Origin of the sequence: Salmonella sp. SJTUF15591, from assembly GCF_043356435.1 — a bacterium.
Classification (GTDB): Bacteria; Pseudomonadota; Gammaproteobacteria; order Enterobacterales; family Enterobacteriaceae; genus Salmonella; species Salmonella enterica.
The window spans coordinates 325,078-337,881 of the sequence record NZ_JBEUJO010000004.1 but is presented as its reverse complement, the minus strand read 5'-3'; the positions used below and the strand labels follow the sequence as shown (position 1 = coordinate 337,881).

At 53.4% G+C, this 12,804-nt stretch carries 10 protein-coding genes; 7 read left to right on the top strand and 3 right to left on the bottom strand.

Annotated features, from left to right (window positions below; translation table 11 throughout):
- The first annotated feature begins 91 nt into the window (after positions 1-91).
- From ABVM99_RS11705 to ABVM99_RS11680, 6 genes are all read left to right on the top strand, one after another.
- Positions 92-541 carry a PTS sugar transporter subunit IIA gene (locus ABVM99_RS11705; RefSeq protein ID WP_001216659.1) on the top strand — a complete coding sequence of 150 codons (450 nt, stop codon included), beginning with the start codon at positions 92-94 and terminating at the stop codon, positions 539-541.
- Positions 519-989 carry a PTS system mannose/fructose/N-acetylgalactosamine-transporter subunit IIB gene (locus ABVM99_RS11700; protein ID WP_000594175.1) on the top strand — a complete coding sequence of 157 codons (471 nt, stop codon included), beginning with the start codon at positions 519-521 and terminating at the stop codon, positions 987-989. The genes ABVM99_RS11705 and ABVM99_RS11700 overlap by 23 nt, the downstream gene beginning before the upstream one ends.
- A 14-nt stretch (positions 990-1,003) precedes the next feature.
- Positions 1,004-1,747 (top strand): PTS mannose/fructose/sorbose/N-acetylgalactosamine transporter subunit IIC, encoded by a 744-nt coding sequence (locus ABVM99_RS11695; RefSeq protein WP_000927522.1) that lies wholly within the window; start codon positions 1,004-1,006, stop codon positions 1,745-1,747.
- 2 nt (positions 1,748-1,749) lie between these two features.
- A complete protein-coding gene (locus ABVM99_RS11690; RefSeq protein ID WP_000005802.1) occupies positions 1,750-2,604 on the top strand; it encodes a PTS system mannose/fructose/sorbose family transporter subunit IID in 855 nt (284 codons plus the stop codon).
- Positions 2,605-2,636: 32 nt separating this feature from the next.
- Positions 2,637-3,680 carry an SIS domain-containing protein gene (locus ABVM99_RS11685; protein WP_077684075.1) on the top strand — a complete coding sequence of 348 codons (1,044 nt, stop codon included), beginning with the start codon at positions 2,637-2,639 and terminating at the stop codon, positions 3,678-3,680.
- Between the two features lie 66 nt (positions 3,681-3,746).
- Positions 3,747-4,733 (top strand): SIS domain-containing protein, encoded by a 987-nt coding sequence (locus ABVM99_RS11680; protein WP_000109360.1) that lies wholly within the window; start codon positions 3,747-3,749, stop codon positions 4,731-4,733.
- 127 nt (positions 4,734-4,860) lie between these two features.
- On the opposite strand, the gene ABVM99_RS11675 is transcribed toward ABVM99_RS11680, so the two are convergent.
- The gene (locus tag ABVM99_RS11675) at positions 4,861-7,590 is read right to left on the bottom strand and encodes a sigma 54-interacting transcriptional regulator (RefSeq protein WP_023194928.1); all 2,730 of its coding nucleotides are present in this window, start codon (positions 7,588-7,590) and stop codon (positions 4,861-4,863) included.
- A gap of 166 nt (positions 7,591-7,756) precedes the next feature.
- Positions 7,757-9,727, bottom strand: coding sequence for an autotransporter domain-containing esterase (locus ABVM99_RS11670; RefSeq protein ID WP_023194929.1), 1,971 nt, complete (start codon positions 9,725-9,727; stop codon positions 7,757-7,759).
- A 310-nt stretch (positions 9,728-10,037) separates the two neighbouring features.
- On the opposite strand from ABVM99_RS11670, the gene ABVM99_RS11665 reads away from it, so the two are divergent.
- Positions 10,038-11,285, top strand: a complete 1,248-nt coding sequence (locus tag ABVM99_RS11665) for a mechanosensitive ion channel family protein (RefSeq protein ID WP_001156978.1) — start codon at positions 10,038-10,040, stop codon at positions 11,283-11,285.
- A 41-nt stretch (positions 11,286-11,326) separates the two neighbouring features.
- On the opposite strand, the gene pheP is transcribed toward ABVM99_RS11665, so the two are convergent.
- On the bottom strand, positions 11,327-12,721 hold the full coding sequence (gene pheP / locus ABVM99_RS11660) for a phenylalanine transporter (protein ID WP_000786291.1): 1,395 nt from the start codon (positions 12,719-12,721) through the stop codon (positions 11,327-11,329).
- Positions 12,722-12,804: the final 83 nt, after the last annotated feature.

Genomic DNA, 12,804 nt, shown 5'->3' with positions numbered 1-12,804 from the left:
TCTTTCAAGTTATTGAAAATAAATAACATTTAAAACTGGCACGCCGTTTGCCATATCTGGATACCCCCTATCTGGATGAAGGAGAAAACGGGTGAGACATGTTTATGTAGCCAGCCATGGCCCTTTTGCCCGCGGACTTATTAACAGTCTATCGCTGCTGATTGGCGACGAACACGGCGTGACACCGGTTTGCGCCTACGATGGCGATATTGTCACCACGGAGCAGCTTGAACAAACCCTCGAAAATCTGATCGCGCAAGCCAACGGCGAAGAAGTGGTGGTGTTTACCGATCTGCTCGGCGGCAGCATCAACAATAGCGCCGCGAAAGTGCTGATGCGTCACCGTCACGTTTTTGTGGTGGCTGGCGTCAACATGACCCTGCTGCTGGAGTTTTTACTCTGTGAAGAAGAAAGCACAGACGCGGCCATTACCTACGCCACCAATGCGGCGCGTGAATCCATTGTCTTTATCAACACGCTAATAACACAACCATCCGCTGACCTACAGGGAGAATCCCATGATCAAATTAGTGCGCATTGATTACCGCCTGCTGCACGGCCAGGTGGTCTTCGCCTGGACCCGGGCGCTGGATATCGACCATATCATCGTCGCTAACGCCAACGCCGCCGGCGACGCGTTTGTCTCTATGTCATTAAGTCTGGCAAAACCCGCTGGCGTGTCGCTGGACATTATCACGGTGGAACAGGCGGCGGAAAAACTCGCCAGCGGCAAGCTGGATCACAAAAAAGTGATGGTGGTGCTGGGCAATACCGCCGAAACCCTCGCCTTCGCCGAGAAAGTGCCAGGGATTAGCGTTATCAACTACGGCGGTATCGCGCAAAAAGAAGGCGCACAGCAGTTCGGCAAGGCCATATACCTGACCGAGCAGGAGATTGCCGATAGCCAGGCGCTAAAAGCCAAAGGCATCCGTCTGGAAATGCGCCAGGTTCCGGCCCATTCCGCCGAATTGCTTAACGATAAACTCTGAACCCGGAGGTCACTATGTTGCTCACCGCAACGCTGCTCGGCCTGATTGCCGCACTGGGCATTCTTGACGGGCGTTTACTCGGCGTGTCGATGATTGACCGTCCGCTGGTGATGTGCGCCCTCACCGGTCTGGTCTGCGGCAATTTACACGAAGGCATTCTGATCGGCGCGACGCTGGAACTGATCTTTTTAGGTAATGTCGCTATCGGCGCCGCGGTACCGCCTGATGTCGTCACCGGTTCGGTACTGGCGACCGCGTTTTCTATTATGTCCGGGCGCGGGCCCGAAGCGGCGCTGACCATCGCGATTCCTATCTCTATGCTGGCGCAGACCCTCGGCGTCCTGGTGCGCGTGGTTAACGCCCGCTTTGGCCACATGGCCGATCGTTATGCGGCGCAGGGTAATACCCGGATGGTTGCCGTTATGCACCTGGGAGGCCCAACGCTGCTCTATTTTCTAAGCGGTTTTCTGCCGGTCTTTTTCGCCATTTTGCTCGGTTCTGCCGCCGTCACCTGGTTCCTCGACGCCATTCCCGCCTTTATTACCAATGGCCTGGTTGTCGCCAGTAAGATTTTGCCGGCGCTGGGTTTCGCGTTGCTGATCAGCATGATGCTTAGCAGCAAATTAATACCTTACCTTGGGCTGGGCTTTCTGATCGCCGCATATACCAAACTGGACATCATCGCCATCGCGCTGTTTGCCGTGGTGCTGGCTTTCATTATCAGCCAGTTTCTTAACACATCCCAACAGGAGGGCTAATCATGAGTGAAGTGACGCAGACCCTGATCGACGACGCACAGGCTCACTCGCAAAGCGAAAGCCGCATCACCGCCCGCGATTTACGCAGCGTTTTCTGGCGCTCCTTTACGTTGCAAGGATCGTGGAACTATGAACGCCAGCAGCATATGGGCTATGCCTTCGCTATGTCGCCAGCGCTAAAGCGTATCTACCAGGACCCCGCCGAACTGGGGCGCGCCTTACAGCGCCATCTGGTGCTGTTTAATACCACGCCGCATCTGTCAACGTTTGTCTTTGGCCTGTCGATTGCGATGGAGGAGGAAAATCAACGCAACCCGGACTTTAACGAAGAGTCGATCAATGCCGTTAAAACCAGCCTGATGGGGCCGCTGGCCGGGATCGGCGATTCCATCTTTTGGGGATCGCTGAAAGTTATCGCCGCCGGGATGGGGATCTACTTTGCCCAGCAGGGCAGCATTCTGGGGCCGATTCTCGCCCTACTGGTCTATAACATTCCGCATATCCTCTGCCGCTGGTACGCCCTCAAACTGGGCTACCGGGCGGGGACCACCTGGCTGATGCGCCTCTGGCAAAGCGGGCTGATGGACAGGGTGACTTATATCGCGTCAATCGTCGGGTTGATGGTCGTCGGCGCCATGACCGCCAGCATGATCGACATTACAACCCCGCTGAGCTTTACCGCCGGGCAGACTACCATGAAAGTGCAGGATTTTATTGACAAAATCCTCCCTTCCCTGCTGCCGCTGCTCTTCACGCTCGGCATGTACAAACTTATCCGTAAGGGCGTGAACATTAACTGGATCCTGTTAGGCACCGTCGCGTTTGGGCTTCTTGCCAGCGCGCTGGGCCTGCTTTGACGAGAGGTAACACTATGCAAGTAGAAGACTATATGAACGAGACGCCCCTTCGCCTGCTGGAGATGCTGACGCAGACGCGGGAAGATCTCTGGCGCGCGGCGCAGGCGCTAACGGAACGCAGCGTCACCCGCATTATTCTGACAGGCTCCGGCACGTCATACCACGGCGCGCTGACCGCTCGCGCGTTTATGCAGCGCTGGTGCGCGTTACCGGTGGATGTCTGCTGGCCGTTTATGCTTGACGACGAGACGCTTGCCCGCAGCGGCAAGGCGCTGGTTGTCGGCATCTCCCAGGGCGGCGGCAGCCTCTCAACGCTGGCGGCGATGGAGCGCGCCCGCAATGTTGGTCATATCACCGCCTCAATGGCTGGCGTGGCGCCTGCGACTATCGACCGGGCGGCGGATTATATCCTTACCGTTCCCTGCGGCGAAGAAACCGCTGGCGCGAAAACAAAAGGCTATCACTGCACGGTTCTCAATTTGATGCTGCTGGCGCTCGCCGTCGCCGGGCAGCAACAGCGGCTGGACGGCGAACAGCGCCGGTCACTGCTGCTGCGGATGGAAAAGACCTTTAACCACCTGCCCGCGCTGATTACCGCCTCGCAGGCGTGGGCGCAAACCAATGCGCTGGCGCTGCGCGATAGCGCAGATATTCGTCTGACCGGCCCGGCAACGCTGTTCGGTACGGTGCAGGAGGGTGCGCTCAAGATGCTGGAGACGTTGCGCTGCCCGGTGTCGGGCTACGAATTCGAGGAGTTTATTCACGGTATTTACAATGCCTTTAATGCGCAATCCGCACTCATTATGCTCGACCCGCAGCCTGACGCGCGTCAGGATCGGCTGGCGCAAATACTCGGTGAGTGGACGCCGTCTATTTACCGCATCGGCCCGCAGGTAGAAAATAATGGTCTGAATCTGAATTTCCCGTTTGTCAATGATGAGGACTTTGCCGTCTTTGAATATATCATTCCGCTACAAATGCTATGCGCGATATTACCCCCGCAAAAAGGCATTAATCCGGCGATACCCAAAGATCCGCAATTCCATCAAAAAATGAAAAGTAAGCAAGAAATTTAATTTTTATTAATGCTCGTTATTATCCGCGCTGTTGCGGAGGACGCGCTACACGCTAAGGAGATAAATATGTCTGTTGCTCATGAAAATGCCCGCCGTATTATTAGCGATATTTTAGGTAAACAAAACATTGAACGCGTCTGGTTTGTCGGCTGCGGCGGTTCATTAACCGGCTTCTGGCCAGGGAAATACTTTCTGGACTGTGAAGCGTCAAAACTGGCTGTCGGTTATATCACCAGTAATGAATTTGTCCACGCCACACCAAAAGCATTAGGAAAAAATAGCGTCGTTATTCTTGCCTCGCAGCAGGGCAATACGGCGGAAACCGTCGCAGCTGCCCGCGTGGCGCGTGAAAAAGGAGCGGCGACCATCGGTCTGGTTTACCAACCTGACACGCCGTTGTGCGAATACAGCGACTACATCATTGAATATCAGTGGGCGCGTTATCCGGAAACGGTCGACCCTGCACAACAAAAAGCCGCATACAGCCTGTGGCTGGCGCTGGAAATTCTCGCCCAAACAGAGGGCTATGCGCAATACGATGAGTTAGTCAGCGCGTTTGGGCGCTTTAGCGACGTTGTTCACGGCGCCCAACGGCAGGTACAAGAAGATGCTCAGCGTTTCGCCGCCGAATGGAAGGATGAGAAGGTGGTCTATATGATGGGCAGCGGCCCCTCTTTCGGCGCCGCGCATCAGGAGTCTATCTGTATTCTGCTGGAAATGCAGTGGATCAACTCCGCCAGCATACATAGCGGAGAGTATTTCCACGGACCGTTCGAAATCACCGAGCCGGGCACGCCGTTTATATTGCTGCAAAGCAGTGGTCGTACTCGCCCGCTGGACGATCGTGCGATTCGCTTTATTGAACGCTATCAGGGAAAACTGCAGTTGATCGATGCGGATAAACTCGGCATTCAGGATCTGTCCACCGACGTTGGCGAATACTTCTGCGGTCTGTTGCACAACTGTGTGCTGGACGTTTATAACCTCGCTCTGGCGACAGCCCGTAATCACCCACTGACCACCCGCCGGTATATGTGGAAAGTTGAATATTAATAGTTATGCCGGATGGCGGCTTCGCTTTATCCAGCCTACAAAGCGATCTGTAGGCCTGATAAGCGTAGCGCCATCAGGCCTTTCTTCTGCGGGGCGCTAGCGCCCCTTTTTTCCTGAACTACCGCGGCTACCAGCGAAAATCCTCTATCCGTAATTCGAAAATATCGTGAATATAGCCAATTTCTGCTACCGGCAGCGCCACGTTATAAAGAATTTTCAACCGCTGAAACGAATGATTTACCATCGCGATAAATTCACCATGCCGCTCATTAAATTCCGTCATGTTTTTATAGTGGGTAATTTCATTGCGCATGACCAGCCGCTCAATCATACAGCTCAAATGAACATATAAACTAATAATCAAATTATTATTAAAGCTGAAGCCCAGCGTATTTTGCCATTCGGCAATAATCGTTTCGATATGCCCTATCGTCTTATTGGCATTGAGAATGGTCAGCGAATTAACCACATTATGCAACGAAAATTCGCGAACCATATTTTTATTAATTAACGCAATTTGTTTATCGTTAAGATAACCGCTTAATAACTGACTTAAATGCGCATACCCCTGCTCGCCAAGCAGCTCTTCAATCCCCACCCAGGGAACGCCCGCCAGCTGCGGGTCAATGGTGCCGACAACCGCAATCACTTCATACTGATTCAGCAACGAGGCCGCCATCCGGCTGTTTTTCAGGCGAGTATATTCACAGGCGATAATATTAATATCAAAGTCGGTCAACTGACTTTTTTCCATCAAATTTTTAAATTTAAACGCCGTCCCGATGCCGGTAATACAGGTCACCAGCAGCGCGCGCGCTTTTTTCTGCGCGGGCCAGAAGACATCCCAGCGCGACTGATTTAACGGGACGATCTCTTCGGCGATCTGTTCGATGTTTTTTTGCAGCGCGATCTCGCTGGCCACGTTCAGCGCCAGACGCGTCGTAACGTTATCGACCACCACCAGCGGGCCATGAATTACGCTCAAAAGCGCATCGGCGATCTCTTTGGTGTATCCCATATCGATCAGCACCATGACGCCTGCGCGGGTATCCGTATGCTGGAGATAATCGACAATGGCCCGGCTGACATCGCTAAACGCGACCTCCATCGGCATATCCATCGCATGATAAATCTTTTCGCCAATCAGACGGTTCGCCACGCCTGCAATGCTGCTGGCGGTCGAATAACCATGCGCGATGATCAGCGCTTTTACCTTACCGCCGCTGGTGGCGTCAATGGCATTACTGACGATGGCCGCCACGACCAGTCTGTCGAGCGTGTCGATTAACAAATCATATTTATTATTTACCACGTCCAGCAGTTTTTGCGCCACACGCTGCGCCAGCCCCGGCGCCTCCTCCAGCCAGCGCAGCATCACATGGCGAACCGATGGCGACGCCTCCACCGGCGTTAACGGCAGGCTGGTAAGGTAACGTCCTGTGAGATAAGCGAATTCCGCATTCAGTTCGAGATCGTAATGTGCAGCGATCGCTTTCCCGACATCTTCGATAAAACGCAGCCGCTTGTCCTGACGAGCGCGAGGGCTCTCTTTATTCATTAAGGCATCGAGATATAACGTGAGGTTTTGATAGACCAGCTTGTCAAACGTCCGTGCGGAAATATTCTCCTGCGCCAGCTCTTCGCACAGGCCGCAAATGTTTTCCGTCAACCGTAAATATTCCTGATGCTGACCGGAAACTCGCGGAAAAACGCCACCTTCGCGATAAATCATGACGCGTTCCGCCGTCTGCGGAACGGTAAAGGGCACCTCCATCAGCAGACGATCCGGCAGTTGCCCGGCTTTTACTTCCAGTACCCCATCGTCACGCTGGCCGAAAGTCCAGGCGCTGGCGCAAATATTACGAATGAGATTTTCCAGGCCGCCGACATTCCCTTCCAGGGTCTCCTGCATCAGTTGGCTGATAATTTCACTATCCAGCGACAAATCGTGATGAAGACGCTGCGCCTCGCGACGGAAAAAATGGTGAATAAACGCCAGCCGCTCATACTGTCCGCGTTCGGCGATAGGCAGAATTTTGACAATGACCGGTATCCGGCGAATAAATGTCGCCAGAAAGTGCTTTTCCAGATCTTCGGTAGAGGCGAATATCAGGCGTACAGAGGCGCTGCGTTCATCGCTGCTTTCGCCTAAGCGACGCCAGGTGCCGTTATCCATAAAATGGAACAGTTTTTCCTGCCCTTCCGGCGGTAAACGGTGCACTTCATCGATAAACAATACGCCGCCATTACTGGTCTCAATTAACCCGGATACCGCTCTGTCTGCGCCGGTAAAAGCACCTTTGGCATGACCAAATAATTTTGACGTCAGCAATTCCGGGTTATTAGCGTATTCGGCGCAGTTAAACACGGTAAAGGGCGCCTCCGGGGGCAAAATGCCCTGCTCGATGGCGTACTGCCAAAGCTGGCGCGCCAAAAAACTTTTTCCTGTCCCCGTCGGGCCGCGCAGCAGCAAAGGCAAGCCCGCGCCGGGATAACTGATCGCCGCCTTACACTGACGCAGGGACTCCTGCAAGCTGCCCTGCGCGCCAATGAGCAGCTCCAGACTGTCCTGCCGCTCCGCGCACAGCGCCTGAATGGACGCGTAATCCCCCTGTCGAACCGCCAGCCGGTGGTGACGACGTAGCGCCTCGACGGGCAGGAACAGCACCGGGCGGCTATTCACTTTGACCACCCGCTGCTCACGATGCAAGTTATTAAGATGGTGACTAATAATGCTGCGTTTTTGCCTGAGACTGTCGGCAATCGCCATTGCGCTAAACCCGCTTAACGCGTCGGCTGTTAGTGAACATCCGGCCAGCCGTAGCTCCAACTGACGAAATATGGACTCTTTATTCATACCTGCGCCCCGCCAAAAACGTAAACTCCGCTTATACGATAATTTACAAACGACGTCACAGGCTTCACCCACATTTTTGAAAATACTTACTTTTTATAAAACTTACCGTTGCGCTTTCGGCTCATCGTGTCACGAACGAACGGGGTTGGCCCTCCCTGGCGTGTCATCAAAATCGGGCGCTAAACCCAACGTTATAACGGGTTTGATTGCCATCGTTTAACCCTGCCGTTTGCGCCAGCCCGGCGAAAGCGGACACCGTTGCCGACAGCGGAAAATCTGCGCCAATCGCGATATCAACCCAGTTTTTATCCTGCGCTTTTCCGTCGCGGCTAAACGTCAGCGCGGTCGATTTAAGGCCGCCATTCGCCACATACGTATCATCGCCAAACTGACGGCGATAATTAATCTGCGCCCAGGAGTGAATGATGCTGTGGCGGAGATCCAGACGCCAGCCAGTGCTACCCACCTGCGAATGGGCGTTTTGGTCGCCAAAACGCATTGATGTACTGGTATTGAGCTTCTCGCTATAACCATTAACGTGGCTGTAATCCCATGCATATTGCAGCATCGGTCCGGTCGTTAACCACGGCATCATGACAAAATCATAACCACTGGTTAACCTCGCGCCCCACAGCCGACCGTTGGTTTCGCCCTCTTCCACCCGTCTTAGCGCGCCGAGCGTGATACTGCGCTGTATGTTACTGAATTTGCCGGACAAGTAGTGTAAATCGCTATCCAGCCACGCCTGACCGGCGCGCAAATGGCTGAATACGGCGGCCTGAAAACCGCGGGCGTCATAACGATAATTATCGTCAGGATGTTGCTTATCCAGAGAACCGGCTATCAGCCCTCCCAGCAGTACCTGCTCGTTAAGCTGATAATCGACGCCAACCGTCAGATTATTATGATTAGCGTTCCCGTCGGCCTCATTATTATCATAACGTTGATATCCCCCGCTGTATCCGCCGAACATGCCCAGCGAACCAACAGGATTTTCCCCCTGGCGAAGCTGCTGATAACGGCTGTCAAGCGTGGTACGACTACCTTGCGCCATCGACTGAACGCTTTGGTTCAGGTATGTCGCCTGTACCGGCGCGGCAATGATCGACTGGATATATTGCGCAATAATGGTATGGACCTGCGGACCGGGATGTAAATGATCGGCAAACAGATAGTCCTGCGACGCATTAAATCCAGGCATCGCCGAGGAGCACGCCGAAGCGGATACGCCAGGCGGGCAGGCCATACCTACGGTATTTGTCAGACCAAACGCCTGCGGGTTGGCAAGAATTTCCTTAAAGAGGCCGTTGATATCGGCACGGGCTATATTGCCGCCGTGTTGCTCCAGCCCCTTCTCTTCCATCTGATTATAATAATCGGTCAGAGCTGACGCCTGCCCTGCCGCCTTTTCATAGCCCGCCAGCAGTTGCTCAACGAGCAGTTGCTGAATAAACGGATTGCTGCTTACCGTTGCAGCCGCCGCCAGCAACGCCTTGCGGATCGCCTGTTGCCGACTGGCGAAATCAGGCGTAGCTCCCTCCGCCAGCGCCTCTAACGCCGCTTTTAGCGCCGGGGGCGCCGCTGCGCCCAGCCCGGCGGTGATTACCGCCTCCAGAAGCATTGGCGTCGCACTAATATCCGGTACGTTTGGCGCCACGACCAGCCCGGCGCCGGCATCCAGTAACAGCCCTACCTGCTCCGCCGCGCTAGTGGCGCTATTACCGGCTATTTGCTGTGCCATGGCAGGTCGCGCGATGGCCGCCGCCAGATCGTTTCCGCCGACCCAGTGAATATACAAACCGTTGTGGTCGGCTTTTCCCCCCGTTTTGGCAAGCCACTGCCGTACCTGATCCGCGGTATTATCCTGCGGGTTTAATTCCGGGGTCGCCGTCGCGCCGCCGGCGGCATAATTAGAACCGCCATTGCTGGAAGGGCTTAATGCCAGCCCATATCGTTCGGCCAACTGTTCGTCGTAGAGCTTATTTTGACCACTATCCCAGGTCCAGCGACCGTTATTTCCGGTATCGCTAAGGCTATCGCCAATCACCGTAAGAGAGTCAAACGCACAGGCAGATAATGGCGCGGCCAGCGCCAGCGAGAGTATGCCGTATTTTAGCAGGGTACGCTTTTGGGTCATCCGATGTTCCTTAATGTTATTGTTGATAGGTACGACGGTGCTAATCATTATCCGACAGAAACATTGCAATCGTTTTAAGCATTCTGGTTAAAATGTTTTCATCCATTGTTGACGAACTGGCGCCTGTTCAAAAAGAGGGAACCGCGTAAAATAACGACGTTTATAGGGCGCTGGATAAAATATAGCGTATGGATAACCCCAGAGGCGCTTTTACCCGTCTGTTGCTGATTATGCCTGAAGCGCAGGCGTCCTGATTTGCATAAATGCCATTCAGCAGTCATCATAGGCTGCTGTTTATAAAGGAGAGATTATGCAGGAATTGATATCCCGGGTAGAAGATTTAGCGGGAATTGAAATGAATCACACCACGTCGCTGGTGGTGATATTTGGTATTATCTTTCTGACGGCAGTTGTCGTGCATATTATTTTGCACTGGATAGTACTGCGCGCTTTCGAAAAACGTGCCAGCGCCAGTTCCCGCCTGTGGCTGCAAATTATTACCCAGAATAAATTATTCCATCGTCTGGCTTTTACGCTGCAAGGCATCATTGTCAATATTCAGGCCGCGCTCTGGCTACAAAAAGGCAGTGAGGCTGCGGATATCCTGACGACCTGCGCGCAGTTATGGATTATGACCTACGCCCTGCTGTCGTTATTTTCTCTGCTGGACGTGATTTTCAATCTATCGCAAAAATGGCCCGCCGCCTCTCAGTTGCCGCTAAAAGGAATATTTCAGGGCATTAAGCTCATCGGCGCAATTATCGTCGGCATTCTGATGATCTCACTGCTGATTGGCCAGTCACCAGCAATTTTAATCAGCGGGCTGGGCGCGATGGCCGCGGTATTAATGCTGGTCTTTAAAGACCCGATTCTTGGCCTGGTTGCCGGTATCCAGCTTTCCGCCAACGATATGCTCAAACTGGGCGACTGGCTGGAGATGCCAAAATATGGCGCAGATGGCGCGGTCATTGATATTGGCTTAACCACGGTAAAAGTACGCAACTGGGATAATACCATCACCACCATTCCCACCTGGTCACTGGTTTCCGACTCGTTCAAAAACTGGAGCGGCATGTCTGCGTCCGGCGGACGCCGGATTAAACGCAGCATTAATATTGACGCGACCAGTATCCATTTTCTGGATGATGATGAAAAACAGCGGCTGTTAACCGCGCAACTGTTAAAGCCGTACCTTACCAGCCGTCATCAGGAAATCGATGAATGGAATAAACAACTGGATGCGCCGGAATCAGCCTTAAATCACCGCCGCATGACCAATATTGGGACATTTCGCGCCTATCTGAACGAATATTTACGCCACCATCCGCGCATCCGTAAAGACATGACGCTGATGGTACGCCAACTGGCGCCTGACGATCATGGTTTGCCGATAGAGATCTACGCCTTTACCAATACCGTCGTGTGGCTGGAATATGAGAGCATTCAGGCCGATATTTTCGACCATATTTTTGCCGTGGTGGAAGAGTTTGGCTTGCGTATTCATCAGACGCCGACCGGCAGCGATATTCGTGCGCTGTCAGGGACATTGCGGCATTAATGGATTGCCCGATCGCATGAGCATGGGATCGGGCAAAAAAGTTAATGAGCCTTACGGCGCAAAACGGTAAACGCGATAAACAGGAATACAATCCATACCGGCAGCAAAATCGCCGACAATCGCATATCGTCCATCGTACACATTAACACCAGAATCAGCGCCAGAAACGCAATGCACAAATAGTTTCCGGCGGGATAGAACAGCGCCTTAAATTGCGTCTCGCGCCCTTTACGACGCATCGCCGCGCGAAAACGTAAATGCGCGAGACAGATCATTATCCAGTTTAGCAATAGCGTCGCGACAACCAGCGCCATCAACAGGCTAAACGCTTTTTGCGGCAACAGATAGTTGATCAGCACCACCAGCGAGGTAATCGCTCCGGAAAGTATCAGCGAGTTCACCGGTACGCCGCGATGGCTGACGCGGGTTAAAAATTTCGGCGCATTGCCTTGTACGGACAGGCCGAACAGCATTCGGCTATTCGAATAAACGCCGCTGTTATACACCGAAAGCGACGCGACCAGGATAACGAAATTCAGCGCCGAAGCCACCACATTACTGTCCAGGTTATGGAAGATCATCACAAAAGGGCTGCTATTGGATTTCACCTCTACCCACGGATAGAGCGCCAGCAACACCACCAGCGAACCGATGTAGAACAGCAAAATACGGTATACCACCTGATTCACCGCTTTCGGGATGCTTTTTTGCGGATCGCGCGCTTCCGCCGCAGTAATGCCGATCAGCTCCAGTCCGCCAAAAGAAAACATAATCACCGCCAGCGACAGAAGCAAACCATGCCAACCGGTAGCGAAGAAACCGTTATAACGCCAGAGGTTATCAATACTGGCATGTTCGCCGCCGTGGCCGGAGAACAGCAGCCACAGACCAAAACCTATCATGCCGATAATCGCCAGCACTTTAATCAGCGCGAACCAGAATTCCGTTTCGCCATACAGACGAACATTCACCAGATTCACGGCATTAATGATAATAAAAAACACCGCCGCCCATACCCATGTTGGTACGTCAGGCAGCCAGTACTGCATATAGATGCCCGCCGCGGTCAGCTCCGCCATCCCGACCAGCACAAACATGACCCAATAGTTCCAGCCCGATAAAAAGCCCGCAAACGGCCCCCAATATTTCCAGGCGAAGTGGGCAAACGATCCGGAAACCGGCTCTTCCACAACCATTTCACCCAACTGGCGCATAATGAGAAAAGCGATAATCCCGGCAACGCCATAGCCCAACAAAACAGCCGGCCCCGCCATTTGAATCGCCGGGCCGATGCCCAGAAACAGTCCGGTGCCAATGGCGCCGCCCAGCGCGATTAGCTGAATATGGCGGTTTTGCAACCCCCGTTGAAGCGTCGGTTCATTCTTCGACGCGGCATCCGACACGCTGGCGCCGGATGCAGTTGACGCGTTTTTCACGTCCTACCCCTGTATCGTTTTTATTGAGGGGCACCTTTTAACATTTCGCTCTCGCTGCCGCAAGGCGCAATCGTTTGTCAAGG